General features: G+C 71.1%; 26 protein-coding genes. 16 read left to right on the top strand and 10 right to left on the bottom strand.

What is annotated here, in order from left to right; all coding sequences use genetic code 11:
• The first annotated feature begins 621 nt into the window (after window positions 1-621).
• The 6 genes from ADK67_RS15845 (at window position 622) to ADK67_RS15820 (ending at window position 6,708) form a co-directional block, all read left to right on the top strand.
• Window positions 622-1,524: a 5-dehydro-4-deoxyglucarate dehydratase gene (locus ADK67_RS15845; RefSeq protein WP_053717198.1), complete on the top strand. Its 903-nt coding sequence runs from the start codon at window positions 622-624 to the stop codon at window positions 1,522-1,524.
• Window positions 1,521-2,777, top strand: coding sequence for a glucarate dehydratase family protein (locus ADK67_RS15840; RefSeq protein ID WP_053717197.1), 1,257 nt, complete (start codon window positions 1,521-1,523; stop codon window positions 2,775-2,777). The genes ADK67_RS15845 and ADK67_RS15840 overlap by 4 nt, the downstream gene beginning before the upstream one ends.
• Window positions 2,778-2,791: 14 nt before the next feature.
• Window positions 2,792-3,913, top strand: a complete 1,122-nt coding sequence (locus tag ADK67_RS15835) for a hypothetical protein (protein WP_231648207.1) — start codon at window positions 2,792-2,794, stop codon at window positions 3,911-3,913.
• 216 nt (window positions 3,914-4,129) lie between these two features.
• Window positions 4,130-4,615, top strand: coding sequence for a hypothetical protein (locus ADK67_RS15830; RefSeq protein WP_053717195.1), 486 nt, complete (start codon window positions 4,130-4,132; stop codon window positions 4,613-4,615).
• Window positions 4,616-4,704: 89 nt separating this feature from the next.
• Complete coding sequence (locus ADK67_RS15825; protein ID WP_053717194.1) at window positions 4,705-5,220, top strand: hypothetical protein; 516 nt, start codon at window positions 4,705-4,707, stop codon at window positions 5,218-5,220.
• A 150-nt stretch (window positions 5,221-5,370) separates the two neighbouring features.
• Window positions 5,371-6,708 (top strand): jacalin-like lectin, encoded by a 1,338-nt coding sequence (locus ADK67_RS15820; RefSeq protein ID WP_053717193.1) that lies wholly within the window; start codon window positions 5,371-5,373, stop codon window positions 6,706-6,708.
• A 4-nt stretch (window positions 6,709-6,712) separates the two neighbouring features.
• On the opposite strand, the gene ADK67_RS15815 is transcribed toward ADK67_RS15820, so the two are convergent.
• On the bottom strand, window positions 6,713-6,967 hold the full coding sequence (locus ADK67_RS15815; protein ID WP_053717192.1) for a hypothetical protein: 255 nt from the start codon (window positions 6,965-6,967) through the stop codon (window positions 6,713-6,715).
• A gap of 107 nt (window positions 6,968-7,074) precedes the next feature.
• On the opposite strand from ADK67_RS15815, the gene ADK67_RS15810 reads away from it, so the two are divergent.
• A complete protein-coding gene (locus tag ADK67_RS15810) occupies window positions 7,075-7,923 on the top strand; it encodes a helix-turn-helix domain-containing protein (protein ID WP_053717191.1) in 849 nt (282 codons plus the stop codon).
• Window positions 7,920-8,108 (top strand): DUF397 domain-containing protein, encoded by a 189-nt coding sequence (locus tag ADK67_RS15805; protein WP_053717190.1) that lies wholly within the window; start codon window positions 7,920-7,922, stop codon window positions 8,106-8,108. The genes ADK67_RS15810 and ADK67_RS15805 overlap by 4 nt, the downstream gene beginning before the upstream one ends.
• Before the next feature lie 2 nt (window positions 8,109-8,110).
• Here ADK67_RS15805 and ADK67_RS15800 read toward each other — a convergent pair whose 3' ends face one another.
• Window positions 8,111-9,766: a fumarate hydratase gene (locus ADK67_RS15800; protein ID WP_053717247.1), complete on the bottom strand. Its 1,656-nt coding sequence runs from the start codon at window positions 9,764-9,766 to the stop codon at window positions 8,111-8,113.
• 105 nt (window positions 9,767-9,871) lie between these two features.
• Between ADK67_RS15800 and ADK67_RS15795 the strand changes: the two genes are divergently transcribed.
• Window positions 9,872-10,807 (top strand): phosphotransferase family protein, encoded by a 936-nt coding sequence (locus ADK67_RS15795; protein ID WP_157620433.1) that lies wholly within the window; start codon window positions 9,872-9,874, stop codon window positions 10,805-10,807.
• Between the two features lie 183 nt (window positions 10,808-10,990).
• Here ADK67_RS15795 and ADK67_RS15790 read toward each other — a convergent pair whose 3' ends face one another.
• The 4 genes from ADK67_RS15790 to ADK67_RS15775 all read right to left on the bottom strand — a co-directional run bounded on the left by ADK67_RS15790 (window position 10,991) and on the right by ADK67_RS15775 (window position 14,481).
• Window positions 10,991-11,983 carry a sigma-70 family RNA polymerase sigma factor gene (locus tag ADK67_RS15790; RefSeq protein WP_053717189.1) on the bottom strand — a complete coding sequence of 331 codons (993 nt, stop codon included), beginning with the start codon at window positions 11,981-11,983 and terminating at the stop codon, window positions 10,991-10,993.
• Window positions 11,984-12,185: 202 nt separating this feature from the next.
• On the bottom strand, window positions 12,186-12,611 hold the full coding sequence (gene dtd / locus ADK67_RS15785) for a D-aminoacyl-tRNA deacylase (protein WP_053717188.1): 426 nt from the start codon (window positions 12,609-12,611) through the stop codon (window positions 12,186-12,188).
• Window positions 12,608-14,095, bottom strand: coding sequence for a DUF7782 domain-containing protein (locus ADK67_RS15780; protein WP_053717187.1), 1,488 nt, complete (start codon window positions 14,093-14,095; stop codon window positions 12,608-12,610). Before ADK67_RS15780 ends, dtd begins: the two co-directional genes overlap by 4 nt.
• 47 nt (window positions 14,096-14,142) lie before the next feature.
• Window positions 14,143-14,481, bottom strand: a complete 339-nt coding sequence (locus tag ADK67_RS15775) for a hypothetical protein (protein ID WP_231648206.1) — start codon at window positions 14,479-14,481, stop codon at window positions 14,143-14,145.
• A gap of 49 nt (window positions 14,482-14,530) precedes the next feature.
• On the opposite strand from ADK67_RS15775, the gene ADK67_RS15770 reads away from it, so the two are divergent.
• Complete coding sequence (locus ADK67_RS15770) at window positions 14,531-15,211, top strand: TetR/AcrR family transcriptional regulator (RefSeq protein WP_157620431.1); 681 nt, start codon at window positions 14,531-14,533, stop codon at window positions 15,209-15,211.
• Here the strand turns inward: ADK67_RS15770 and ADK67_RS15765 are convergent.
• Entirely contained in the window at window positions 15,201-16,694 is a 1,494-nt protein-coding gene (locus ADK67_RS15765; protein ID WP_053717186.1) for a PucR family transcriptional regulator, read from the bottom strand. The two genes, ADK67_RS15770 and ADK67_RS15765, sit on opposite strands and share 11 nt — an antisense overlap.
• Window positions 16,695-16,930: 236 nt before the next feature.
• Between ADK67_RS15765 and ADK67_RS15760 the strand changes: the two genes are divergently transcribed.
• Window positions 16,931-17,245 carry a DUF3099 domain-containing protein gene (locus tag ADK67_RS15760; protein ID WP_053717185.1) on the top strand — a complete coding sequence of 105 codons (315 nt, stop codon included), beginning with the start codon at window positions 16,931-16,933 and terminating at the stop codon, window positions 17,243-17,245.
• On the opposite strand, the gene ADK67_RS15755 is transcribed toward ADK67_RS15760, so the two are convergent.
• Both ADK67_RS15755 and ADK67_RS15750 read right to left on the bottom strand, forming a co-directional pair.
• A complete protein-coding gene (locus tag ADK67_RS15755) occupies window positions 17,227-18,117 on the bottom strand; it encodes a carbohydrate kinase family protein (RefSeq protein ID WP_053717184.1) in 891 nt (296 codons plus the stop codon). The genes ADK67_RS15760 and ADK67_RS15755 overlap by 19 nt on opposite strands.
• A 31-nt stretch (window positions 18,118-18,148) precedes the next feature.
• Window positions 18,149-19,057: a pseudouridine-5'-phosphate glycosidase gene (locus tag ADK67_RS15750; RefSeq protein WP_053717183.1), complete on the bottom strand. Its 909-nt coding sequence runs from the start codon at window positions 19,055-19,057 to the stop codon at window positions 18,149-18,151.
• A gap of 31 nt (window positions 19,058-19,088) precedes the next feature.
• On the opposite strand from ADK67_RS15750, the gene ADK67_RS15745 reads away from it, so the two are divergent.
• Window positions 19,089-19,340 carry a DUF3039 domain-containing protein gene (locus ADK67_RS15745; RefSeq protein WP_053717182.1) on the top strand — a complete coding sequence of 84 codons (252 nt, stop codon included), beginning with the start codon at window positions 19,089-19,091 and terminating at the stop codon, window positions 19,338-19,340.
• A 19-nt stretch (window positions 19,341-19,359) separates the two neighbouring features.
• On the opposite strand, the gene ADK67_RS15740 is transcribed toward ADK67_RS15745, so the two are convergent.
• Complete coding sequence (locus ADK67_RS15740) at window positions 19,360-20,514, bottom strand: YihY/virulence factor BrkB family protein (RefSeq protein WP_157620429.1); 1,155 nt, start codon at window positions 20,512-20,514, stop codon at window positions 19,360-19,362.
• Between the two features lie 174 nt (window positions 20,515-20,688).
• Between ADK67_RS15740 and ADK67_RS15735 the strand changes: the two genes are divergently transcribed.
• The 4 genes from ADK67_RS15735 (at window position 20,689) to ADK67_RS15720 (ending at window position 26,077) form a co-directional block, all read left to right on the top strand.
• Window positions 20,689-22,398: a DEAD/DEAH box helicase gene (locus ADK67_RS15735; protein WP_053717181.1), complete on the top strand. Its 1,710-nt coding sequence runs from the start codon at window positions 20,689-20,691 to the stop codon at window positions 22,396-22,398.
• Between the two features lie 179 nt (window positions 22,399-22,577).
• Window positions 22,578-23,711 carry a sugar ABC transporter substrate-binding protein gene (locus ADK67_RS15730; RefSeq protein ID WP_053717180.1) on the top strand — a complete coding sequence of 378 codons (1,134 nt, stop codon included), beginning with the start codon at window positions 22,578-22,580 and terminating at the stop codon, window positions 23,709-23,711.
• Between the two features lie 123 nt (window positions 23,712-23,834).
• Complete coding sequence (locus ADK67_RS15725) at window positions 23,835-24,608, top strand: ATP-binding cassette domain-containing protein (protein ID WP_053717179.1); 774 nt, start codon at window positions 23,835-23,837, stop codon at window positions 24,606-24,608.
• Window positions 24,609-24,646: 38 nt separating this feature from the next.
• Complete coding sequence (locus ADK67_RS15720) at window positions 24,647-26,077, top strand: sugar ABC transporter permease (protein ID WP_053717178.1); 1,431 nt, start codon at window positions 24,647-24,649, stop codon at window positions 26,075-26,077.
• Window position 26,078 lies beyond the last annotated feature (1 nt).

Below are 26,078 nucleotides of genomic sequence, written 5' to 3'. Positions count from 1 at the left end.
GAACAGTATGGCCGTGAACAGGAGTCGCCGTCCATGACACTCTCCCGCCGGTGCGCCACGGCCGTCGCTGTAGTGACCGTTGCGGGCCCGATCACGCACCCGACCTGCGGCTACCGGCCGTCCGACGGAGCGGCGCACCGCCACGCGCCGCCCTCGGCCCGAACGCGCCGCGCCGCGAGGTCGACCAAGGTCTACACGAAGTCTCCCGGCGCGCGGCTCCGCGTCGAGGCAGACCCCACCGGGACGGCGGCCTCCGCCGAACCGGTGAATTCCCGCGAACGGCCCGGTTTGCGCAACTCCTGGACTCGGGCCGTCCATTCGCTCAGGGTGGCCCGGTGACACCGGTCGACACCGCCTTGGACGTGGGGGCGACGGCTAGTGGCGGCGGTGCCGTCGCGGCCCACCCCGTGGGGCGATCCCGACATCGGGGTCGCCCCACGGAACCGCGCCCGAACCACTGTCACGTCGGCGGGGACTCGCTCATCAGCGCCGATGGTGCCCCTGCTGCTCCACTTCGCCGCGTCAGCGCGTTCGCCGCCTGCGCGCTGCCGCGCGAGGAAACGCACAAGTCCTTCCTGCGTGGGATCACCACGGGAGCGATCAAGGGATGAAGGTCTGGGTATGCAACTGGATGGGGTGCTGTTCTTCCCGGTGACGCCGTTCGACGCGGACGGCGCGCTCGCGGAGGACGTGCTGGCCGAGCACGTCAAACGAGGGGTGGCGGCGGGCGCGGGCGGCGTGTTCGTGGCCTGCGGCACGGGCGAGTTCCACGCGTTGGAGCCGTCGGAGGTCGAACGGGCGGTGGCCGTCGCGGTCGAGGCGACCGCCGGGCGGGTGCCGGTGTTCGCGGGCGTCGGCGGCCCGCTGCCGACGGCCAAGCGGATCGCCCAGGCCGCCGAGCGGGTCGGTGCGGACGGTCTGCTGCTGCTGCCGCCGTACCTGGTGACCAACCCGCCGAAGGGGCTGGTCCGGTACGTGACGGAGGTGGCGGGCGCGTCGAACCTGTCGCTGATCGTCTACCAGCGCAACAACGCGGTGTTCACGCCGGAGACGGCGGTGGAGGTCGCGTCGCTGCCGACCGTGGTCGGGTTCAAGGACGGGCTCGGCGACATCGACCTGCTGCACCGCATCGTGCTCGCGGTGCGCTCGGCGATCGACAAGCCGTTCCAGTTCTTCAACGGCCTGCCGACCGCGGAGCTGACCGTGCCCGCGTACCGGGGCATCGGCGTGGACCTGTACTCGTCGGCGGTGTTCTGCTTCGCGCCGGAGATCTCGCTCGGCTTCTACCACGCCGTGCACAACGGTGACGACGCGTTGGTCAACCGGTACCTGCTGGAGTTCTACAAGCCGCTGGTCGAGTTGCGCGACAAGGTTCCCGGCTACGCCGTGTCACTGGTGAAGGCGGCGGTTCGGGCCACCGGGCTCGACGTCGGCGGCGTCCGCGCGCCGCTGCTCGACCCGACGCCCGAGCACGTGGCGGAGTTGGAGAAGGTCGTCGCGGCCGGTCGGAGCCTGTCCGCATGAAGATCACCGACATCGTCATCACCCCCGTCGCGTTCCGCGACCCGCCGCTGCTGAACTCGGTGGGCGTGCACGAGCCGTGGGCGCTGCGCACCATCGTGGAGGTGCACACCGACGAAGGGATCTCCGGGCTCGGCGAGAGCTACGGCGACATCGGCCACCTCACCCGCATGCGCACGGCCGCGCCCGCGCTGGTGGGCCTGGACGTGCACGCGTTGAACGAGATGCACTCGCGGATCGCGACGTCGCTCGGCGGCGAGGCGGGGTCGGACCGGCACGGGCTGACCGGGCCGCTGACCGTCGAGTCCACTGTGGACCGGGTGTTCTCGCCGTTCGAGGTCGCGTGCTGGGACATCCGGGGCAAGGCGCTCGGCCGCCCGGTGAGCGACCTGCTCGGCGGTGCGGTGCGGACCGCCGTGCCGTACAGCGCGTACCTGTTCTACAAGTGGGCCGGCCACCCCGGCGCGGAGCCGGACGAGTTCGGCGAGGCGCTCGACCCGGCGGGCATCGTGGCGCAGGCCCGGATGCTCATCGAACGGCACGGGTTCGGCTCGATCAAGCTCAAGGGCGGCGTGTACCCGCCCGGGCAGGAGATCGAGGCGATCCACGCGCTGCGCGAGGCGTTCCCGGACCACCCGCTGCGGCTGGACCCCAACGCGGCGTGGACGCCGGAGACGTCGCTGAAGGTCGCCGAGGAGCTCGACGGCGTGGTCGAGTACCTGGAGGACCCCGCGCCGGACATCGACGGGATGGCGGAGGTCGCGGCACGCGCGCCGATGCCGTTGGCGACGAACATGTGCGTGATCGCGTTCGAGCACATCGCCCGGTCGGTGGAGGTGGACGCGGTGCAGGTCATCCTGTCCGACCACCACTACTGGGGCGGCCTGTCGCGGTCGAAGGAGCTGGCCGGGATCTGCCGGACGTTCGGCATCGGCCTGTCCATGCACTCCAACTCGCACCTGGGCATCAGCCTGGCCGCGATGACGCACCTCGCCGCGTCGACGCCGAACCTGAACTACGCGTGCGACACGCACTACCCGTGGAACGCCGCGGACGACGTGATCACCACGCCGTTCACGTTCGTGGATGGCGCCATCCCGGTGCCGACCACGCCCGGGCTGGGCGTCGAGCTGGACCGGGACGCGTTGGCGCGGCTCGCGGAGAACTACCGGACGTGCGGCCTCGTGCAGCGCGACGACACCGGTTACATGCAGAAGCACGACCCGTCTTACGAGAGGAAGCGCCCCCGGTGGTGACCACCGTTGCGCACGTGTACCCCTGGGATGTCGTAGGCGACCCGGCCGCCGTCGACCGGATCGCGTCGTTGGGTGTGGACGCGGTGGCCCTCGCCGCGTCGTACCACACGGTGCGGGCCGCGACGCCGTTCCACCCTTCGCGTCGGATGGTGGACGCGCGGCACGCGGCGTTCTACCTGCCGGTGCGGGAGGAGGCGTGGCGGGGCAAGCGGCTGGTGCCCGCTACGCCGTCGTGGATGGAGGGTGACGACTCCTACGGCTCGGCGGCCGAGGCCCTGCGGGCGGCCGGGTTGCCGGTGTACGCGTGGACCGTGCTGACGCACAGCAGCCGGCTGGGCGATGCTCATCCGGACGTGGCCGTGCGTAACGCTTTCGGTGACCTGTACCCGTACGCGCTGTGCCCGGCGAACGACGACGTGGTCGAGTACGCCCGGACGCTGGTGTCCGAGGTGCTGGAGCTGGGGCGGCCGGACGGGATCGTGCTGGAGGCATGCGGGCCGCTGGGGTTCTTCCACGGCGGGCACCACGAGAAGACGGATGGCGCGGACTGGTCGGCGGTGCAGCAGAAGCTGCTGTCGCTGTGCTTCTGCGGGGCTTGCGTGCGGCGTTATGACGACCCGGAGGGGTTGCGGGCGCTGGTGCGCGCGGGGGTCGACAACGCTGTCACCACCGTGGAGGAGGCTCTCGGCGAGCGTGCCGCCTCCGTCCGCGACGTGCGCACCGGGCTGTCCCGTGCGCTCCGCCGTGACCTCGTGGGGTTGATCAGGTCGACGTCGCCGGGCACGCGCATCGCCGCGCACGCGACGGCCGACCCGTGGGGCACCGGACCGTTCGCCACGGTGGCCGGGGGAGTCGACGCCGACGTCGACGTGCTGACCCTGACGTGCTGGCCGGGCGTGGACGCGTCGCTGCCCGCGATCCGCGCGTTGCGGGCGGAGGCTGACGTGCGCACTGCCGCGTATGTGCTGGCCCTGCCGCCGAAGCCGGCGGACGGCGACGAGCTGCTGAAGGAGTGGCTGGCCTACGCGGAGGCCGGCGTCCAGGAGTTCCACCTGTACCACGCGGGCCTGGCCTCGGCGGCCCGCCTGGACGCCCTCCGCCACGCCATCACCGGCCTGAACCACTCCCTCCGCTAACCCGCGTGTCCTACGTTCCGAACGCGCGTGTCCTACGTTCAGGTACCCCATGTTGAACACTCGGAACAGCCGAGCCGGTGTTCTGAACGCTCAACATGGGTGTTCCGAACGTAGGACACGCGTGACGCGAACGTAGGACACGCGCGGGTTCACTGGATTGGGTAACTGTGAAGAAGGGTGGGCAACCCGAGGGGTGGGTTGGTCCGTCCTTGGAGCATGAGAAGCCTGGGAACCGCAATCGGCGCGGGTGTGCTGCTGGTCGTGCTCGCCGCCTGCGCAACGTCCACGCCCGTCGGTTCGGGCAACGGTGGGCCGACGCTGACCACCTCGGCCTCGTCGGAGGCACCGGCCACGACGCCGGCGGAGCCGGAGTTCGAGAGCGCCGTGCCGCCGGACGGCAAGGAAGTGCCCAAGGACAAGATCGACGCGGCCGCCGTCCCCGAGGGCAACCCCACCACCACGTGGACCGAGGGTGACGGCAGCGTGCTCGGCGTCATCGCCCAGGAAGCCGGCTGCGGCAAGGCGAGCGTCGAGATCGCCGAGCAGAACGCCCAGGTGGTGAAGGTGGTGCTGGTCGAGACCACGCCGCTCGACCAGCCGGTCTGCACGATGGACATCCGCTACCCGCCGCTGACCGCGAAGCTCGACGCGCCGCTCGGTGACCGCACGGTCGTCCTCAGCACCCGACAGGACCAGAAGTAAATCCCTCCGGTGCCCGGTCGACCTCGTCCCGGTCGGCCGGGCACCGAACACCTTTGCAACCCCACGACCCCGAGTACCGTCCTTCAGCTATGAGGAACGTCAAGGTCGCCGTCGCCTTCACCCTGCTCGCGCTCGCGGGGTGCAGCACCACCACCGGCAGCGCCCCGCCCGGCGAGTCGTCCAGCACGGTCACCACGACCGGTTCGCCATCGGCTCCGACAACGTTGTCATCCTCCGGTGACGCCCAACCGACCCCGCCACCGCAGAGGACCAGCGCCGCGCCGCTGGAGGGGCCGACCGAGGTGGCGGCCGCCCAGGTCGACGCGGGCACCCTGCCAGACCACTACAAGCGGCAGGCGTGGACGTCGGCGGACGGCCGCACGATCCAGGTCGTCGGCGTCGGGGGCGGCTGCCGGACGGCGAGCGCCGAGGTCACCGCCCAGTCCGGCGACCAGGTGTTGATCACCCTCGTCACCACGGTCAGCACACCGCCGCCGGGCCGCAACTGCACGCAGGAACTGCGCGACGTGCCGCTGAACGTCACCCTCGACGCACCCCTCGGCTCACGCCGCCTCGTCCTGGAGGCACGCCAGGGCCGGGCCTGACCGCCACGCGAAGCCGAGACCGCCGCGGGAGCGGAAGGCGCGGGAGCGGAAGGCGCGGAGGGTGCGGGACGGCGCCGACCGGGTGAATACCTGAGGAAGTTTCGCGTCACGGGTTCCGGCGTCACGGGGGGACCGCCAGACTCCGATGGCGTGAGACGACCTCTCGGCCTCGTGCTCGCCGTCGTGCTCGCGACGGCGGGCACCACCGCGCTGACGACCGCAACGACCGCATCCGCCGCGCCCACCACGGCCGCCGACACCAGCGGGCAGTTCTCGGTGTTGACCTACAACGTCGCCGGGCTCCCGGAACCGCTCTCCGGGTCGGACCCGGCGAAGAACACGCCGCTCATCGGCGCCCGCGTCCGCGACTACGCGGTGGTCAACGTGCAGGAGGACTTCAACTACCACGCCGCCCTCTACGCCGCCGACAACCACCCGCACCGCACGCCGACCAGCGGGGGAGTGCCGTTCGGCGACGGCCTCAACACGCTCTCCGCCTACCCGTACAGCGACTTCACGCGGGTGAAGTGGAGCCAGTGCAACGGCACGGACTGCCTGACACCCAAGGGCTTCACGCACGCCCGCCTCCGCCTGGCCGAAGGCGTGTACGTCGACCTCTACAACGTCCACGCCAACGCCGGCAGCACGGACGCCGACCTGGCCGCCCGCCGCGCGAACATCACCCAGCTGTCGCAGTACGTCACCCGGAACTCCGCCGGCAACGCCGTGATCATCATGGGCGACACCAACACCCGCTACACCCGTACGGGCGACAACATCCGCGACCTGGTCCGCGCCAACGGCCTCACCGACGCCTGGGTCGAGCGGGTCAGGGCAGGTGTCGAGCCCGCCGCCGGCGCACCCGCGCTGGTGTGCGACCCGGCGAACGTCACGGAGACGTGCGAAGTCGTGGACAAGGTCTTCTACCGCGACAACGCCCACATCGACCTCACCGCCACCTCCTACCGCAACGACCACGCCTCCTTCCTCGACCCGGACGGCAAACCGCTGTCCGACCACTACCCGCACGCCGTCGACTTCTCCTGGCGGCTGGCCGACCACCTGCGCCTGAGCGACCAGTTCGGCGGCCCGCACGGCACACCGTTCACCGACGTCGAGGCCGTAGACCCCGGCGCGACGGTGCGCGAGGTGACCCTGAGCGGAGGCGCACGCCTCGACCGCGTCGGGCTCACGCTCGCCGACGGCACCGCGCTCGCCCACGGCGGCACCGGCGGCACCCCGACGTCGCTCACCCTCCAGCCGGGCGAGCACCTGACGGCGGCCACGCTCACCCAAGGTCAACGCGACGGCCGCACCCGGATCTTCTCCGTCCGCATCACCACCAACCTCGGCCGAACGGCCGCCGCGGGCACGCCCACCACCGACCAGGTCACCTTCACCGCGCCCGCGGGCTGGCACATCGCCGGCTTCACGGGCCGCGCCGGCGCCGAGGTCGACAAGCTCGGCGTGATCTACACCCGCGGCTGAGCGCTCACTCGGCGGTCGCGAAGGACGCCACCCCGTCCCACGCCAGCCACAGGTCACCGTCGACCTGGTCCTCGTCCGCGGCGATCGTGCCCGTCTCGCCGACGTAGAGGCCCAGGTCGCACCGGTGGGCCAGCAGCGTGCGCTCCATCCACGCCTGCAACCCCTCCTGCCCGTCCACGGGCTCCCGCGTGATCGTCCGGAAGTACACCCCGGTCCCGGACGTCTCGATCAAGCTCACCTGGTAGAAACGCGACCCCATCTCCGCTCACTCCCCGCTCATGGTTGTATACTCGCTGAATTCGGGACGACTATCTCGTACGTACAGGATGTGGACAAGTCCCGATCGGGTGATGATCGAGGAGAGCGATGACCAGCCCACACCGCAGTGCCGCCCGCATCCAGATCGGCACCACGCTGCGCCGCATGCGCGAAGAAGCCGGCGTGCCCCGGGAACGGGTGGGCGAGGTGCTGCACTGCACGATGACCAAGATCAGCAACATCGAGAACGCGATCAGCGGCGTCAAGCAGGCCGAGCTGGAGAAGCTGCTCGACCTCTACCGGGCCGACGAGGCGACCCGCGAGGACCTGCTCACGCTCAACTCCGAGGCGCACCGCCGCCGGCCCAAGAGCAAGATCGGCGGCACGATCCAGCCCTGGCTGCGCCGCATCCTCGACGTGGAGGCCATCGCCACCGAGGCCCTGTACTCGTCGTTCGAGCTGCTCCCGGCCGTGCTGCAGACCGAGGAGTACGCCCGCACGCTGATGAGCGGCATCGGCCTCGGCGGTGAAACCTTGGAGAAGAACCTCCAGCTGCGCCTGGAACGACGTGCCCTGCTGACCGACCGTGAACCGCCGCTGAAGCTGTGGGCGGTGATCGCGGAGCCGGCGTTCCGGGCGAACGTGGGCGGCCCGGAGGTCATGCGCGACCAGCTCAAGCACGTGCTCGCGATGACCGAGCTGGACAACGTCGTGGTGCAGGTGATGCCGCAAGGGGCCGGGGCGCACGCGTTGACCGGTACTACGCTGACCTTGTTCCGGCTGCCCGACAAGCTGCCGTCGCTCGTGAGCGTCGACACCCCGTACGGCGCCCAGTTCGTGGACGGGCACGACCAACTGGAGAAGACGAGCCGGTGGTTCGACTACACCCGGGCGAAGGCGTTGGGGGTGGAGGAAAGCCGCGAACTCCTGACCCGGATCACGGAGGAGACCACATGACCCTGAAGCCCGGCGAGTGGACGAAGTTCAGCGGCGGAGGCGACAACTGCGTCGAGGTCATGCGCACGGCCGACGAGGTGCTGGTCCGCAACAGCAACCGGCCTGAAGAAGTCCCACAGCGCTTCACGTACAGCGAGTGGGACTTCTTCACGCGCGGCGCCAAGCTCGGCGTGTTCGACCTGTAGAGCTACTTCCGGAACGAGATCTGGAGGGTCGGGGCGGAGGTCTCGGCGAAGAAGTCGTTGCCCTTGTCGTCCACCACGACGAACGCCGGGAAGTCCTCCACCTCGATCTTCCAGACCGCTTCCATGCCCAGCTCGGCGTACTCCAGCACCTCGACCTTGCGGATGCAGTCCTGGGCCAGCCGCGCCGCCGGTCCGCCGATCGAGCCCAGGTAGAACCCGCCGTGCGTGGCGCACGCGGCCGTCACCTGCTTGGACCGGTTGCCCTTGGCCAGCATCACCAGCGACCCGCCGGCGGCCTGGAACTGCTCGACGTAGGAGTCCATCCGACCGGCCGTCGTCGGCCCGAACGACCCGGACGCGTACCCCTCGGGCGTCTTGGCCGGTCCGGCGTAGTACACCGGGTGGTCCTTGAGGTACTGCGGCATCGGCTCGCCCGCGTCCAGCCGTTCCTTGATCTTGGCGTGCGCGATGTCCCGCGCCACCACCAACGGCCCGGTCAACGACACCCGAGTCTTCACCGGCAACGCCGACAGCGTCGCGCGGATCTCCGACATCGGCCGGGTCAGGTCGATGTTCACGACCTCGTCGGACAGGTTCTCGCCGGTCACGTCGGGCAGGAAGTGCGCCGGGTCGCGTTCCAGCTGCTCCAGGAAGATGCCCTCGGGGGTGATCTTCGCCTTGGCCTGCCGGTCCGCCGAGCACGACACCGCGATGCCGACCGGGCAGGACGCGCCGTGCCGGGGCAGCCGGATCACGCGCACGTCGTGGCAGAAGTACTTGCCGCCGAACTGGGCGCCGATGCCGAAGTTCCGGGTCAGCTCCAGCACCTGCTGCTCCAGGTCGACGTCCCGGAACGCGTGCCCCGCGGCGGAGCCCTCGGTGGGCAGGCCGTCGAGGTAGCGGGCGGACGCGAGCTTGGCGACCTTCAGGTTCTGCTCGGCCGACAGACCGCCGACGACCACGGCGAGGTGGTACGGCGGGCACGCGGCCGTGCCGAGCGAGCGCAGCTTCTCGTCCAGGAACTTGGCCAGCCGCGACGGGTTCAGCAGCGCCTTCGTCTCCTGGTACAGGAACGTCTTGTTGGCCGAACCGCCGCCCTTGGCCATGAACAGGAACTCGTACTTCGGCTCCACGCCGGGCGCGGTGAACAGGTCGATCTGGGCGGGCAGGTTGGTGCCGGTGTTCTTCTCGTCCCAGAAGTTGACCGGCGCCATCTGCGAGTACCGGAGGTTCAGCTCCTGGTAGGCCTCGAAGATGCCGCGTGACAGTGCCTCTTCGTCGGTGCCGCCGGTGAGCACGGACTCGGTGCGCTTGCCCATCACGATGGCGGTGCCGGTGTCCTGGCACATGGGCAGCACGCCGCCGGCGGAGATGCACGCGTTGCGCAGCAGGTCCATCGCGACGAACCGGTCGTTGCCGCTGGCCTCGGGGTCGTCCACGATCGCGCGCAGCTGGGCCAGGTGCGAGGGCCGCAGCAGGTGCTGGATGTCCCGGATCGCCTCCTTGGCCAGCAGCGTCAACGCGGCAGGCTCGACTTGGAGGAACGTCCGGCCCGCGGCCTCGACGACCGACACGCCGTCCGGCGTCACGAGCCGGTAGTCGGTGTGGTTGTCCTTGGCCAGCGGCAGGACGTCGGTGTACTGGAAGGTCGGTGCCAGAAGGTTCGACGAGGTCACGTCGCGGGCTCCCTTGCGCGCTTCGGGTTCCGCCGAACTTATACCGATCGCGCCGCCGAGTCCGTACGGCGTGGTGTGATTCGCATCGTGTTCGACAGCCTCACCAAGCGCCGGCTCCCCGTAGCCGCCCTCGATGCCCTGGTCCGGCGCGTCCTCGGCGTTCCGCTCGCCGCGCACGTCGAGCTGACCGAGGGCATGTTCAACACCGCCTACCTGCTCACCGCGGCCGACGGTCGCGAGACCGTGCTGAAGGTCGCGCCGCCGCCGGACGTGCCGCTGCTCACGCACGAGCGCGGCCTGATGCGCACGGAGGCGTTGGCGTTCGAGCTGATGGCGGCGCACGGCCTGCCCGTGCCGGAAGTGCTGCTCCACGAGGACGACTTCTTGCTGATGACGGCCCTCAAGGGCGAGTCGTGGCGATCGGCGCGGCCGCGGCTGAGCGACGCCGAGCACGGCGCGCTGCGGCGTGAGCTGGGCGCGATCGTCCGCGAGCTGCACACCATCCGGGGTGACGTGTTCGGCTACGCCCAGGGCCCGAACGCGGCGACGTGGCGCGCGGCGTTCATGGCGATGGTGGACGCGGCGCTGGCCGACGCGGAGCGGTTCGGCGTGGAGCTGCCCGACGTGCGGCCGGCGGTGGAGGCCCAGGCGCACCTGTTGGACGAGGTCACCGAGCCGGTGCTGGTGCACTTCGACCTGTGGGACGCGAACATCTTCCTCGCCGGCGGCCGGGAGGAGGGCTTCCGGATCGAGGGGATCATCGACCCGGAACGGGCGCTGTTCGGCGACCCGTTGGCGGAGATGGCGACCGTGGCGTTGTTCACCGACCTGGACGACGACTTCAAGGCCGGTTACGGCATCTCGGGGTTCACCGAGGCCGAGGAGACCAGGATCGCGCTCTACCGCGCGTACCTGTGCGTGGTGATGATCGTGGAGGGCGTGCCGCGCGGTTACGCCGGCGAGGAGCACGAGGCGCACGTGCGGTTCTTCCGCGAGAAGCTCGTGGAGTACCTGGGGCTCTAGGAAATGCGGAAGGCCGGGCCGGCCCCCGACCGCCCCGACCTTCCTCAGCGTGCGAGCACCTCCGCGTAATGGGGCGGAGGTGTCGCTTGGCTCGTGTAACGCACGACCGTGCCGTGACTGGCGTCACAAGTCAATCCCGCGCAGCGGTGACCGACCCCTGAATCGTCGCTGTATCGCGTCAGCTCAGCTCGCGTAGGCCCGCAGCTTGGCGGCCCGCTCGCCCTGCCGCAGCTTCGACATGACCTCCCGCTCGATCTGCCGCACCCGCTCCCGCGACAGCCCGAACTGCTTGCCGATCTGGTCCAACGTGCGCGGCTGGCCGTCCTCCAGGCCGTAGCGCAGCCGGATCACCGCCTGCTCGCGCTGGTCCAGCGTGGCCAGGACCCGGCGCAGGTCGTCCTGCAGGAGCCCGGAGATGACCGCGCTCTCCGCGTCCGTGGCGTCGGAGTCCTCGATGAAGTCGCCGAGAGGGGCGTCCTCCTCGGTGCCGACCGGCATGTCGAGGCTCACCGGGTCGCGAGCGTGGTCGAGCAGGTCGACCACCTTCTCCGGCGACAGGCCCGACTCCTTGGCCAGCTCCTCGTTGGTCGCCTCACGGCCCAACTGCTGGTGCAGGTCCCGCTTGATCCTGGCGAGCTTGTTGACCTGCTCCACGAGGTGGACGGGCAGTCGGATCGTGCGACCCTGGTCCGCCATTCCCCGCGTGATCGCCTGGCGGATCCACCAGGTCGCGTAGGTCGAGAACTTGAAGCCCTTGGTGTAGTCGAACTTCTCCACCGCGCGGATCAGGCCCAGGTTCCCTTCCTGGATCAGATCGAGCAGCGGCATTCCGCGGCCGGTGTATCGCTTCGCAAGCGAAACGACCAACCGGAGATTCGCTTCGAGAAGGTGGTTCTTTGCCACGTGACCATCGCGGATCAACGCGCGCAGTTCACGCTGGCGATCTTCCGGCAGGTCCGGATGGGTCTCCAGCTTGTGCTGCGCGAAGACGCCCGCCTCGATCCGCTTGGCGAGCTCCACTTCGTCCGCCGCGGTCAGCAGCGCTGTCTTGCCGATCCCGTTCAGGTACACCCGAACCAGGTCTGCGGCCGGTCCCTGGGCGTCGAGGTCCAACTCGGCGCTCGTGGTGGTCGTCTCGTTCCCGACCTGACGGTCGAGGAGCTTCGGGACGGTCATGGAGCTCCCTCCCCCTTGTGTCGCGGGCTGGCAGTGCGGTCGTGTCGCACACTCCGCGCTGCGCTGCGCGGCACACCTTTCGGTGTCTGACACTGGGGGAAACGCGAACCGGGCCGAAATGGTTCCCGCTTCCCACGACCAGAAGACGTCACTGCCGTCACAGCGGTTGCGCCGCGAATCCTGAGGATTGGCTGAGAAGGATCTAGAGTTCCACCAACACGGTGAACGGACCGTCGTTCACACTCCGCACCGACATCATCGCGCCGAACCGTCCCGTTTGTACCCGGGCGCCCTTCCGGCGCAGTTCCGAGACCACTTCCCCGACCAACGGCTCGGCGTGCTCCGGCCGGGCGGCGGCGGTCCACGACGGCCGCCGCCCCTTCCGCGTCTCTCCGTAAAGTGTGAACTGGCTCACCACGAGCAGGGGTGCGCCGGTCGTGGCGCACGACTCCTCGTCCCTCAGGACGCGCAACTCGTAGAGCTTTCGGGCCATCACGTGCGCCTTGTCGGCGGTGTCGTCCACGTGCACGCCGAGCAGCACCAACAGGCCCGGCTCGTCGATCGCGCCGACGACCTCGCCCTCCACGGTGACCGACGCCTCTGTGACACGTGCCACAACCGCTCTCACGCGGGGACCACCATGCCGTGCCGGACGAGGTCGCGGACGACCGGGAGGGCGGACTCGGCGAGCGCGTCGGCGTCCAGGTCGTGCGCGTAGGCCAACAGGGTGACCAGGTCCTCCAGTGGCAGCGCGCCCCGGAAACCCGCGAGCAGCTTCGCCGCGGTCTCGTCCAGCTCGTGCTGCCAGCCGGGGCCGTCCACGCGGTGCAGGCGCCGCACGACGGCCTCCCAGCCCTCGTCGGTGGGCGAGGAGACCTCTTCCAGCAGCACGGTCTCCGGCACGGTGAACCGGGTGCCCAGGAGCGTGGCGTTGTCGGTGGCGCGCAGCCAGGCGACCCGGTCCAGCCAGGCGGCGGACTCGGGGCCCAGCGGGTCGTCGAACGCGTGGCGCAGGTCTTCGCACACGACCTCGGCGTGCTGGGCGTCCGTGCGGCGGAGCGTGACGAAGCCGAACCCGATGCCCTCGACGTCGTTCTCGGCGAACCAGTCCAGCCAGGCGGCGGCCTTGGCGCGTCCTTCGGCGCTGCGCGGGTCGACGCCCGCGTCGCGCAGCCACGTGCCGACGTACAGGGCGGGGTCGGCGACGTCGCGCTGCACGAACCAGGCGTCCACGCCGCCGCGCGGCAGCCACGTGGAGACGCGGTCGGCCCAGTCCTCGCCCTTGCGGTGCAGCCAGGAGGCCAGGAGCTGGCCCACGCCGCCCTCGTTGAGGAACGCGGGCATCTGGCGCACGACCAGGGCGCTGGCGTCGTCACCGGCGAGGCCGGAGTCGCGGTAGGTGTAGTCGACCCGGGGCGGGCCCACCACGAACGGCGGGTTGCAGACGACCTGGTCGAACCGCCGGCCGCGCAGGGGGCCGAACCACTCGCCCTGGCGCAGCTCGACGTCGACCTCGTTGATCCGGAACGTGCCCGCGGCCAGGGCGAGCGCGCGTTCGGACAGGTCGGTGGCGGTGAGCTTCTCGGCGTGGCGGCTCGCGTGCAGGGCCTGTACGCCGCAGCCGGTGCCCAGGTCGAGCAGGGTGCCGACCGGGCGGCGCGACGTGGCGCGGGCGAGGCTGATGGACGCGTGGCCGACGCCGAGCACGTGGTCGGCGGGCACGGGGCCGCCGCGCTGGTCGGCGTCCTGGTCGGCGATGACCCACCAGGAGCCCTCGTCGTCGCCGTAGGGGCGGATGTCGAGCCCGGCCCGCAGGCCGTCGCCGTCACCGCGGAGCACCTCGGCCTTGACGGCGGTGTCCAGGTCGACGTCCGGGAGCGCGGCCCGCACGGCGGCCTCGGACTCGGTGTCGCCGAGCAGGAACAGGCGGACCAGGGTGCCGAGCGCGCCGGCGTCCCGGGTGGCCCGCCGGGCGGCCTCCGGTTCGCCGCGGCCCAGGGCGGCGTGGGCCTGGGGTCCGAGGACGTCGACCACGCCGTCCGCGTCGTAGTCGGCGGCTCGGAACGCCTCGCGCAGCCGTGTGGTCAGGTCGGCAGAAAGATCAGGGAGCACGTCGCCATGGTCTCGCGCCCCACCCGGTCGCGCCGGACCAGCCCCCGTCACGCGAGGCCGGCCACGAAGTCCGCGAAGTTCCGCTCTGTCTGCGCGCGGAAGCCGATGAACAGGCGGTTGGCCAGCGGCACGGCCCACCGGCCCCGCCGGGCGACGTTGCGGACGCGGTGGGTGAGCCGTGCGCCATCGGCCGTCGCGTCCACCTGGTACTCGCCGCGGTACCACCAGCCGCCCTGCACGGCGACCGTGCGCAGCTCGCGGTCCACCTCGATCCGGCCGCCGCCGGCCTCGGTGATCGCCGCGACCACCTTCGCCAGCACGGCGTCCGGCGCCACGGGCACGGTCGCGGACAGCTCCACCATCGGCTTTCGAACAGTGTTCGTCACGCGAACGATGTTCCAGACGAACGGTGTTCGTGTCAAGTACGGTGTTCGCATGACGCAGGACCCGCCCTGGCGCACACCACCCCTCAAACCGGCCGCCAAGCCGCGCCTGTCCCAGGAGCTGATCGTCCGCACCGGGCTGGACGTGCTGGTCCGGGAAGGTCTCGACGCGGTGAGCATGCGGCGCGTCGCCCAAGCCCTCGGCACGGGACCGGCGTCGCTCTACGCCCACGTCGCCACCAAGGACGAACTGGTCGAGCTGATGCTCGACCAGGTCCTGGAAGAGGTCCCGCTCCCCGCGCCCGACCCGGACCGCTGGCGGGAGCAGGTCCGCGAGCTGCTGCGCGCCCAGGTCCGGGCCATGCAGGCGTACCCCGGCATCGCCAAGGTGGCCTGGCAGGTGATGATCCCGGTCGGCCCGAACGCCCTGCGCCACGCCGAAGCGCTGCTCAGCCTCCTGCGCGCGGGCGGCCTGTCGCTCACCCGTGCCGCGTACGCCGCCGACGCCCTCGCGCTCTACACCAAGGCGTTCGCGTACGAGGGCAGCACGTGGACCGCGGTCGACCAGACCGAGATCGCGGCCCGCGGGCGGCAGATGGGGGAGTACATGAGTTCCCTGCCGCCGGACGCGTTCGCGAACATGCTGGCCACCGGGCACCTGTTCACCGCCGAGACCGCCGCCGAGCGGTTCGAGTTCGGCCTGGACATGCTGCTGGGCGGGCTCAGGGTGTGATCGCCAGCGTGATGGCCATCGCCAGCCGCTGTTCCGGGTCGTCCAACGGCAACGACGTCACCGCCGCCATCCGCTGCATCCGGTACCGCAGCGTGTTCGGGTGCACCGACAGCACCCGTGCGGCCTCCCGCGAGTCGCCCTGAGCCGCCAACCAGGCCCGCAACGTCAACGCGTACTGCGTGCCGTGCTCGGCGTCGTGCCGGATGAGGTCCGCCACCGGCCCGCGCGCCGGCAGCCGCCCGGCCTCCGCCACCGCCGCCAACCGCCGCAGCAACACCCGCGCCCACGCCCGGTCGTACACCACCGGCTCGCCCTCGGACAGCGCCAGGCACTCGTCGGCCTCGCCGCGGGACGCGGGCAGCGACGCGGCGTCCGCCCGGCCACCGACCCCGGCCAGCACGACGGCCTCCGCGGGCAGCTCACGGCCCAGCGCGCGCACCCAGTCCACCGCCGCCGACGGGTCGTCCCCGCACGGCAGCACGGTGTAGAGCACGTTGCCGAACAACGCCGACCGGCCGGGCCGCGACCAGCCGAAACCGGCCGTCGCCCGGGAGAACGCCAGCAGCGCCGCACCGTGCTCGCCCTCGCCGGCGTGCGCCTGCACGGCGATCACCCGCAGGTCGGTCGACGGCAACCCCAGCCGGGCCAGGTTCGCGGGCAGCCCGGAGTCCAGCGCCTCGATCACCAGGTCCGCCTCGGCCTGGCGCTCCAGGTCCGCCGACGCCCGCGCCCGCAGCAGGTGCAACGCCGCCGTCCGCGCTCCGTCCACCAGCGCCGCCGCGCGCACCGCGTCCACCGGGTCGTCCACCTCGACCCACACCGAACCCAGCAGCTCGCGCCCGGCCCGCACCGCCGCCACCAGCCGCCCGCCCAGCTGGTCGGTCAGCTTCGGCACGAACAGCGGCTCGTCGGACCTGGCCAGGTGGGTGAACACGCCGTAGTCGTCCAGCGCCTGCCAGGCCTCCTCCGGCACCCGCCTGCCCAGGATCGTCTGCACCCGCACCGGGTCGACGCCCTGCTGCCGGTACGAGTACGCCAGCACCCGGGACTGCTGGTCCTCGATCGTCACGGGCCCGCCGACCACCGCCGCGATCACGTCCGCCACCGCGAACAGGTCACCGGCGCCCTGGCCGCCGAGCACGAGGGTCTGCGCGACGTTCGCCAACTGCCCCCACGGCACCGACGGGTCCACCAGCAGCACCGCCGCCCCGGACCGCTTCGCCGCCGCGAGCACCCGTTCGTCCAACGGCGGCGCCCCGTGCAGCACGACCGCCGCCGCCGCGGTCGACCCGACCAGCCGTGCCGCCGCCGTCGGCGAGGGCACACCCAACCCGAGCAGCACGTCGTCCGCCGCGGCCGCCGTGTGCTCCGCCGGATCGTGCAGCGCCACCCCGCGCAACTCCACGTCCCGCCCGCGTGGCGCGCAGCTCAGGTGCGTGCCGAGGCTCCCCAGCACGTCGACCAGGCGATCAAGGGCGACCACAGCCCGGATGGTAGGTCACGCCACTCCGCCACGCGGCCGATCGACCACCCCGCGACATCGCGTCGATCGTTCGCGACTCATTCTCCGGCGATCACGCTTTTCGATCGTCGGAGAATCAGGCGCGAACGATCGACTTCCGGGCGATGTCGCCGCCGTCTGCGGAGCAGCGGCCATCAACACAACGAAAACGCAAACCGCAGGTATCCGTCCCGTCCGCGTGGTGGGACGATAGAGGCATGGTCAGTCCCGAGCGCGACGGCACACCGGTGCTCATCACGGAGGCGGCGCCCTCCTACGAGGAGCAGCACGCCGCGCGCAAGCGCAAGTACGCGATCATGATGGGCGCCCGCATCCCGTGCCTCATCCTGGCGATGGTCTTCTACCAGACGTGGTGGCTGGCCCTGGCGTTGATCGTGCTGTCCGTGCCGCTGCCGTGGATGGCCGTGCTGATCGCGAACGACCGGCCTCCCCGCAAGGCGGAGAAGGCCAGCCGTCTCGTCAAGGAGCACCGGGCGATCGAGTCGCGCCCGCATCACATCATCGAAGGCTGACCCGCCCCCGAAGGCTGTGCCCCGACCGCGGACACCGCCCGTGCCGCCGCGCGCACCCCGCCGAGCAGCGCGTCCAGCCGCGACCCGCCGGACAGCCACGCCGCCAGCAACCCCGCGTCGAACGCGTCACCGGCGCCCGTCGAGTCCACGCACTCGACGTCCTCGGCCGGCACGGACAGCACACCGTCCCGGTCCACCCAGCTCGCGCCGTCCGCGCCGGACGTCAACGCCACCGCGCCCACCACGTCCAGCAGGGCCGCGGCCGACGCCGGCTCCGCCGACCCGGTGAGCGCCACCAGCTCCTCGGTGTTGGGCAGCAGCAGGTCGACGCCGCGGATGTCGTCCAGGAACCCGTCGTAGATCAACGCCGACGACTGCGGGTCCACCGACGTGGTCAGGCCCGCCTCACGGGCCGCGCGCAGCACCGCCAACCCGGCGGGCCGCGACGACGCGTCCAGCAGCACGTACCCGGACAGGTGCAGGTGCGAGGCGTCCCGCAGCAGCCCCTGGTCCAGGTCGCCGGGGGAGAAGCGGGCGTTCGCGCCCCGGTCGGGCAGCATGCTGCGCTGGCCGGTCTCGTCCACCAGCACCACCACGCAGCACGTCGCCGCCTCGGTGTCCACGGCGAACGCGCACCGCACCCCGGCCGACGTCAGCTCGGCGTGCACCTGGCGTCCGGCCGAGTCCGCGCCGACCCGCGCCACCAGCACCGGCGACGTGCCGCACGCGGCCAGCCACACCGCCGTGTTGGCACCCGCGCCGCCGGGCTCGATGGTCACTGCCGCGCGCGAGTCGCCACCGTGCACGATGGGGCCGGCGTGCCGGGCCACCACGTCCAGCCCGGCGTCGCCTACGACGACGATCCCGGTCACGCCGCCCCCTCGCCGAGGCGGGCCGATGACCTCACGACGCCAGCTCCACGGCCACCGCCGCGGCCAGGGTGGCGTTCGACACGACCAGGGCTTCGTTGGCGTCCAGGCTCACGCCGCCGCTCGCGGTGTGGAAGTGCTCCAGCAGCACGGGCGTGACCTCCTTGCCGTGCACGTTCCGCTCGCGCAGCAGCTCCAAGCCCTCCGCCAGCAGCCGTTCGTGCAGGTCGGCGTCCATCTCGAAGTCGACCGGGATCGGGTTGGCCAGCAGCACGCCCGCGGCACCGGGCACCCCGCGGTGCGCCGCGACGACGGCGGCGGCGTCGGCCGCCGAGTCCACCCGCCACGGCACGCCGAACTCCGATTCGCGCCGGTAGAACGCGGGGAAGCGGTCAGTGCCGAAGCCGATCACCGGCACCGAGCGGGTCTCCAGCAGCTCCAGCGTCGCGCCCATGTCCAGGATCGACTTCACGCCCGAGCACACCACCAGCACCGGCGTCGTGGCGAGCACGTCCAGGTCGGCGGAGACGTCCCACGTCTCGCGCGCGCCCCGGTGCACGCCGCCCAGACCACCGGTGGCGAACACCCCGATGCCCGCGGCGTGCGCCAGCGCGGCCGTGCTCGCGACCGTCGTCGCGCCGTCGCGCTGCAACGCGTACGCCGCGCCCAGGTCCCGCCGCGACAGCTTGACCAGGTCGTTGGCCGGGTCGCACACGTAGTCCAGCTCGGCGGGGGTCAACCCGACCTTGGGCACGCCGCCGAGCACGGCGATCGTGGCGGGCACCGCGCCCGCGGCGCGCACCACGCCTTCGAGCCGTTCGGCGACTTCGCGGTTGCGGCCGGGCGGTAGCCCGTGGGACAGGATCGTGCTCTCCAACGCGACCACCGGCCGGTTCTCGGCCAGGGCGGATCGGACCTCTTCGGTGACGCTCGGCGTGCTCACGAGGGGCCATCATCCCAGGTACGCTGTTCGCGTGAGCACGCAGACTCTGCCCGAGGTGGAGACCCGGCCGGAAGGCACGGACCACACCGGGGACGACACCCCGAAGATGTTCCACTACGTGCGCAAGGCCAAGATCGCGGAAAGCGCGGTGATGGGCACGCACGTGGTGGCGTTGTGCGGCGAGGTGTTCCCGGTGACGAAGTCGCCCAAGCCGGGCTCTCCCGTCTGCCCGGAGTGCAAGAAGATCTTCGACGGCCTGCCTAAGGGCGGCGGCGGCGAGTAAGTCCGCACGCTAGGACGCACTAGGACGGCCCCGGCACCGACCCGCCGGGGCCCGAGCCCTGCCCGCTCACCGGCGTCTCGCGCGCCGGTCGGCGCTCCACCGGCAGCGGCACGGTGTGGTTGGTGTCCGCGGGCGACGGCGCGGTGTGGTTCAGGTCCGGCCTGGCGTCCGGCGGCGGGCCCTGCCACGTCTGCTTGCCCTCGTCCGACCGGATGCGCTCGGCCGCGCGCTCCAGTTCCAGGCGCTGCCACCGCCGCCGCTGGCGCCGGGTCATCCTCGCCGGCCACATCTCCTGCAACGCGCTGTTGAAGTACGCGCCCAGCGTGATCGCCAACCCGATCAGGTAGGCGAACAGCAGGAACGCGATCGGCGTCGCCAACGCCCCGTACGTGTACCCGGTGGTCGTGATCCACTGGATGTAGAGCCGCAGCCCGATGGACGACAGCAGGAACACCGCCATCGCCAGCACGGCGCCCGGCACCAGCCGGTGCCACGGCAGCTTGTTCGGCAGCGACAGCTTGTAGAGCGTCGCCAGCGCCACCACCAGCAGCACCGCGATGCCCGGGTAGTAGAACGCGCTCAGCCACGACTCGATCGTCGGCTGCCACGACGTCGGGAACACCTGCGGCAGCAGGTCGGGACCCAGCGCCACCACCGGCAGGCCGATGATCAGCAGCACCAGGCTCGCCATGTACAGCAGCAGCGCGAAGATCCGCTGCCACACCTCGTTGCGCACGCCGTACTGGTCGTGCGCGGCGGTGATCGCGTCCACGAACGACGACATCGCCGACGACCCGGCCCACAGCGAGATCAGGAAGCCGACCGAGACGATCTCGCCCTTGCCGGTGGTGAGGATCTGGTCGACGGTGGGCACGATCACCCCGTTGACCACGTCCTGGCTGAAGATCGTCCGGCACGTCGAGATGATCCGGTCCTTGACCGCGCTCACGACCTCCGGCCCGAACCAGTCGCCGAGGTACCCGAGGCTGCCCAGCAGACCCAGCAGCAGCGGCGGGAACGACAGGACCTGCCAGAACGCCGCCTCGGCCGCCTCGGAGAAGATGCTGCCGTCCCAGGCCTTGGACAACGTGCGCGCCAACAGACGCAGGGGTCCCTTGCGACCCGCGCTGCGTGCTGTCTCGTCCCTCGGCGATCCCATCGCAACATCAAGCATGGTGCATGCCGGGTGATTTCGCGGCATCGGCGACCATGCGGCACGCGCGCAGCGGGTAGGCTGTCGATGCCCTCGACGGTCACCCGCACCGAGGGCATTTGCGTGTCCACCACCGCAACACCGCCGCACGACCCCCGCGGCACCGCCGCTGATCAGCGCAGAAAGGGTTCGAGGTTGTCGCAACCGCAAGTCGCCACGACCCGTCCCCTCCGCGCCTGGCAGCGCCGCGCGCTCACCAAGTACCTGGCCGCGAAGCCCAAGGACTTCCTGGCCGTCGCCACGCCCGGCGCGGGCAAGACGACGTTCGGCCTGCGCGTCGCCGCCGAGCTGCTGGCCGACCGCACGATCGAGGCCGTCACGATCGTCACGCCCACCGAGCACCTCAAGCACCAGTGGGCGCAGGCGGCGGCCGAGGCGGGCATCGCGATCGACTCGAACTTCCGCAACACCAACGCGATGACCTCCCGCGACTACCACGGCGTCGCGCTCACCTACGCCCAGGTCGCCGCCCACCCGATGCTGCACCGGGTGCGCACGGAGAACCGCAAGACGCTCGTGCTGCTCGACGAGATCCACCACGGAGGCGACGCCAAGTCGTGGGGTGACGCGATCCGCGAGGCGTTCACGCCCGCCGTGCGGCGGATCTGCCTGACCGGAACGCCGTTCCGCTCGGACGACTCGCCGATCCCGTTCGTCAGCTACGAGCCGGGCCCGGACGGCGTGCAGCGCAGCCGCGCGGACCACTCCTACGGCTACGCCGACGCGTTGCGCGACGGCGTGGTCCGGCCGGTGATCTTCCTGGCCTACTCGGGCGAGGCGAGCTGGCGCACGAGCGCGGGCGAGGAGTTCTCCGCCCGGCTCGGCGAGCCGTTGACGCAGGAGCAGACGGCGCGGGCGTGGCGGGTGGCGCTCGACCCGACGGGCGAGTGGATGCCGTCGGTGCTCAAGGCCGCCGACATGCGCCTGACCCAGCTGCGCCAGGGCGGCATGCCGGACGCGGGCGGGCTGGTGATCGCCACCGACCAGACCGTGGCCAAGGCGTACGCCGAGATCCTCAAGCGCAGCACGGGCCACGACGCGACCCTGGTGCTGTCCGACGACCCGAAGGCGTCCGGTCGGATCGCCGAGTTCGCCGCCTCGCAGGACCGCTGGCTGATCGCGGTCCGCATGGTGTCGGAAGGCGTGGACGTGCCGCGGCTGGCCGTCGGCGTGTACGCCACCAGCGCCTCGACGCCCCTGTTCTTCGCCCAGGCCGTCGGCCGGTTCGTGCGGCAGCGCGCCAGGGGTGAGACGGCCAGCGTGTTCCTGCCCAGCGTGCCGGTCCTGCTCGGGCTGGCCAGCGAGCTGGAGCAGCAGCGCGACCACGTGCTCGGCAAGCCGCACCGCGAGAAGGACGGCTGGGACGACGAGCTGCTCGCCCTGGCCAACCAGGCCAAGGACGAGCCGGGCGAGGAGGAGAAGGCGTTCACCGCGCTGGGCGCCTCCGCCGAACTCGACCAGGTGATCTACGACGGCTCGTCGTTCGGCACGGCGGCGTTCGCGGGCAGCGACGAGGAGCAGGAGTACCTGGGGCTGCCGGGCCTGCTGGAGCCCGACCAGGTGCGCGCGCTGCTGCGGCAACGGCAGGAGAAGCAGCTGGTCGAGGCCAGCAAGCGCCCGGTCGCCGCGCCGCCGCCCGCCGCGACACGCCCGGCGAGCGTGCAGGAACGGCTGGCGCAGCTGCGCAAGGAGCTCAACACCCTGGTGGCCATGCACCACCACCGCACGAAGAAGCCGCACGGCAAGATCCACAACCAGCTGCGCGAGTACTGCGGCGGCCCGCCGACGGCGATGGCCAGCATCGAGCAGCTCGAGGAGCGGATCGCCACGCTGCGCTCGTGGTGACCTTTGTTGTGACCTGACGTAACGGACTACTGCATTAGACGTAGTCAGATGTCCGTTCGGTTACCTCCTCGTTAGCGCATCGTGCCTACTTTACCGGTCAAGTGTGCTTCCGGTCACCGCCTGTCCCGGCATACGTTGTGCGCCACAACATTTACGCTCCTGCGTGAAAGGGATGGCGGATGCGCAGCAAGAGCCTCGCTCTCATCGCCCTTGGCACCGGCCTTGCCGTTGCCATGACGGCATGTGGCGCCAACACGTCCGGCGGGAACACCGCGCCGGACACCAACACGAACAGCGGCTCGGGCGGCGCGAAGGTCGGCGTCATCCTCCCCGAGACCGCCAGCTCCGCTCGCTGGGAAGGCTTCGACAAGCCGCTGCTGAAGAAGGCGCTGGAGGCCGAGGGCCTCCAGGCGGACATCCAGAACGCCCAGGGTGAGGCCCAGAAGTTCTCGACCCTCGCCGACGGCATGATCAACGCCGGCGTCAAGGTCCTGATCATCGCCACGCCGAACAGCGAGATCGGCGCGACGGTCGCGAAGAAGGCCGAGGCGCAGGGCATCCCGGTCATCGACTACGACCGGCTGAACCTGGGCGGCAGCTCGAAGTACTACGTCTCGTTCGACAACGAGAAGGTCGGCGAGCTGCAGGGCCAGGGCCTCGTCGAGGGCCTCGCCGCGCTGGCGCCGACCAAGAAGCCGGCCGAGATCATCGAGATCGAGGGCGCGCCGACGGACAACAACGCGACGCTGTTCTACAACGGCCAGCAGAAGGTCCTCAAGCCGAAGTACGACGCCGGCGACCTGAAGCTCGTCCAGTCGAAGCCGATCGACAAGTGGGACAACCAGGTCGGTGGCACCACCTTCGAGCAGATCCTGACCGGCAACGGCCAGAAGGTGGACGGCGTGGTCGCCGCCAACGACGGCCTCGCGGGCGCGATCATCACCGTGCTGAAGAAGTACGGCCTGAACGGCAAGGTCCCGGTCACCGGCCAGGACGCCACCCCGGAGGGCCTCCAGGCCATCCTGCGCGGCGACCAGTTCATGACCGTGTTCAAGCCGATCAACGAGCAGGCCGAGGCGACCGCCAAGCTGGCCGCCGCGCTGGCCAAGGGCGACACGGCCGCCGCCGACAAGATGGCGACCGGCGTCACCAAGGACACCACCGGCAACCGGGACGTCAAGTCGGTCCTGCTGCCGGCGCAGCTGATCACCAAGGACAAGGTCAAGGTCGTCGTGGACGCCGGCTTCGTCAAGGCGACCGATGTCTGCGTCGCCGACCTGGCGGCCGTCTGCACCGAGCTCGGCATCAAGTAAGACAAGGCTCGCGCCGGGGCGGGGTGTGGGAGACGCACCCCGTTCCGGCGCGCCCACCCACGTGTGGGGCTGCACCCGAGAACGGGTTGGACCCCTTCAGACGGGTTAGACGGAGGAATTCCAGTGAGCGAGCCGATCCTCGAGCTGCGCGGCATCAACAAGAGCTTCGGTCCCGTGCACGTCCTGCACGACATCGACTTCGACGTGCACCCGGGCCAGGTCACCGCCCTCGTCGGCGACAACGGCGCGGGCAAGTCGACGTTGGTCAAGTGCATCGCGGGCATCCACCCCACCGACTCAGGCCAGGTCCTGTTCAACGGCGAGGAAGTCCACATCCACGGCCCGCGTGACGCCGCGCACCTGGGCATCGAGGTCGTCTACCAGGACCTCGCGCTGTGCGACAACCTCGACATCGTGCAGAACATGTTCCTCGGCCGGGAACGCGGCAAGCTGGGCCTGCTCGACGAGGCCGACATGGAGCAGGCCGCGCGCAAGACGCTGACCTCGCTGTCGGTCCGCACGGTCAAGTCGGTGCGCACGCAGGTCGCGTCGCTGTCCGGCGGCCAGCGGCAGACCGTGGCCATCGCCAAGGCCGTGCTGTGGAACAGCAAGGTCGTGCTGCTGGACGAGCCGACCGCGGCGCTCGGCGTCGCGCAGACCCGCCAGGTCCTCGACCTGGTGCGCAGGCTCGCCGAGCAGGGCCTGGGCGTCGTGCTGATCAGCCACAACATGAACGACGTGTTCGAGGTCGCCGACCGCATCGCGTGCCTGTACCTGGGCCGGATGGCGGCCGAGGTCAACACCAAGGACGTCACCCACGGCCAGGTGGTCGAGCTGATCACCGCCGGCCGCTCCGGGGACCTGGGCATCGCCCGCCCCGAAACCGCGACCATCTGATGCCGCCGCGCAAAGCTCCCCACGACGAGGAACGCAGCATGTCCAACACCACGAGCGAGACCGCCCCGGACGCCCCCCAGGGCGCGGCGATCTCCGACTTCGGCATCGACACCACGTCCCAGTCCACCGGCGAGGCGGTGCGCGACTACGCGGCCCGGCTGCGCGGCGGCGAACTCGGCTCCCTGCCCGCGCTGCTCGGCGTGGTCGTGCTGCTGATCGTGTTCAGCTCCCTCGCGGACACCTTCCTCACCCTGGGCAACATCGCCAACCTCCTCGCGCAGGGCGCGAGCGTCGTGATCATCGCCATGGGCCTGGTGTTCGTCCTGCTCCTGGGCGAGATCGACCTGTCCGCGGGCACCGCGTCCGGCGTCACCGCCTCGGTGATGGCGCTGCACCTGATCCACGGCGGCAACCTGCTCGGGGGCATGGGCGACACCGTCTTCTACCTCTTCTGCGGCCTGCTGGCGCTGGCCGCCGTGCTGGCCGGGATCATGCGCATCTGGGCGGGCGTCGCCCTGTCGGTGGTGGCACTGGCCGTCGCCCTGATCGGCGTGCCCGCCAACCCGTGGGTCGAGATGCTGCTGGCCGTCTGCGTCGGCGCCGCCATCGGCTGCATCACCGGCTTCCTCGTCGCCCGCGTCGGCATCCCGTCGTTCGTCGTGACCCTGGCGCTGTTCCTCGCCTGGGGCGGCGTCATCCTCCAGTTCATCGGCGAGGGCGGCACGCTCGGCCTGCGCGACGACATCATCTTCAACGTCGCCAACGGCAACTTGAGCACGGCGGGCTCGTGGGCGCTGTTCGTCGTCGCCGCGGGCGGCTACGGGGCGGTCGTGCTCGGCCGCCACTTCAGCAGGCTGCGCCGCGGCCTGGTCGCGTCGCCCACCCCGATCGTGCTGGTCAAGGTCGGCGCGGTCCTCGTGCTGGGCGCGGTGGCCACCTACGCGTTGACGCTCAACCGCTCCAAGAGCGACCTCGTGGTGATCACCGGCGTGCCGTTCGTGGTGCCGATCGTGCTCGTCCTGCTGGTCATCGGCACGTTCGTGCTCGAGCGCACCCGCTACGGCCGGCACGTCTACGCCGTCGGCGGCAACCAGGAAGCCGCCCGCCGCGCCGGCATCAACGTGGCGCAGATCCGGATGAGCGTGTTCGTGATCGCCTCCTCGATGGCGGCCATCGGCGCGATCGTCTACTCGTCGAAGGTCGGCTCGGTCGACCCGAACGCGGGTGGCGGCAACACGCTGCTCATGGCGGTCGGCGCGGCCGTGATCGGCGGCACGTCGCTGTTCGGCGGCAAGGGCAAGCTGCGCGACGCGGTCATCGGTGGCGCGGTGCTCGCGATCATCCAGAACGGCATGGGCCTGCTCGACCAGCCCGCCGCCGTGGTGTTCATCGTGACCGGTCTCGTGCTGCTGCTGGCGGCGAGCGTCGACGCGCTGTCCCGCCGCCGGGCGGCGTCCGCCGTCCGCTGAC

The organism is Saccharothrix sp. NRRL B-16348 (assembly GCF_001280085.1).
Taxonomy (GTDB): Bacteria; Actinomycetota; Actinomycetes; order Mycobacteriales; family Pseudonocardiaceae; genus Actinosynnema.
This window is presented reverse-complemented; position numbering and strand designations above follow the sequence as displayed.

Excerpts from the sequence above, each read along its gene's own strand:
- ADK67_RS15845 (WP_053717198.1), top strand. The coding sequence starts at position 622 with ATGCAACTGGATGGGGTGCTGTTCTTCCCGGTGACGCCGTTCGACGCG.
- ADK67_RS15840 (WP_053717197.1), top strand. The coding sequence starts at position 1,521 with ATGAAGATCACCGACATCGTCATCACCCCCGTCGCGTTCCGCGACCCG.
- ADK67_RS15830 (WP_053717195.1), top strand. The coding sequence starts at position 4,130 with ATGAGAAGCCTGGGAACCGCAATCGGCGCGGGTGTGCTGCTGGTCGTG.
- ADK67_RS15825 (WP_053717194.1), top strand. The coding sequence starts at position 4,705 with ATGAGGAACGTCAAGGTCGCCGTCGCCTTCACCCTGCTCGCGCTCGCG.
- ADK67_RS15815 (WP_053717192.1), bottom strand. The coding sequence starts at position 6,967 with ATGGGGTCGCGTTTCTACCAGGTGAGCTTGATCGAGACGTCCGGGACC.
- ADK67_RS15810 (WP_053717191.1), top strand. The coding sequence starts at position 7,075 with ATGACCAGCCCACACCGCAGTGCCGCCCGCATCCAGATCGGCACCACG.
- ADK67_RS15805 (WP_053717190.1), top strand. The coding sequence starts at position 7,920 with ATGACCCTGAAGCCCGGCGAGTGGACGAAGTTCAGCGGCGGAGGCGAC.
- ADK67_RS15790 (WP_053717189.1), bottom strand. The coding sequence starts at position 11,983 with ATGACCGTCCCGAAGCTCCTCGACCGTCAGGTCGGGAACGAGACGACC.
- ADK67_RS15770 (WP_157620431.1), top strand. The coding sequence starts at position 14,531 with ATGACGCAGGACCCGCCCTGGCGCACACCACCCCTCAAACCGGCCGCC.
- ADK67_RS15760 (WP_053717185.1), top strand. The coding sequence starts at position 16,931 with ATGGTCAGTCCCGAGCGCGACGGCACACCGGTGCTCATCACGGAGGCG.
- ADK67_RS15740 (WP_157620429.1), bottom strand. The coding sequence starts at position 20,514 with ATGCTTGATGTTGCGATGGGATCGCCGAGGGACGAGACAGCACGCAGC.
- ADK67_RS15730 (WP_053717180.1), top strand. The coding sequence starts at position 22,578 with ATGCGCAGCAAGAGCCTCGCTCTCATCGCCCTTGGCACCGGCCTTGCC.
- ADK67_RS15720 (WP_053717178.1), top strand. The coding sequence starts at position 24,647 with ATGTCCAACACCACGAGCGAGACCGCCCCGGACGCCCCCCAGGGCGCG.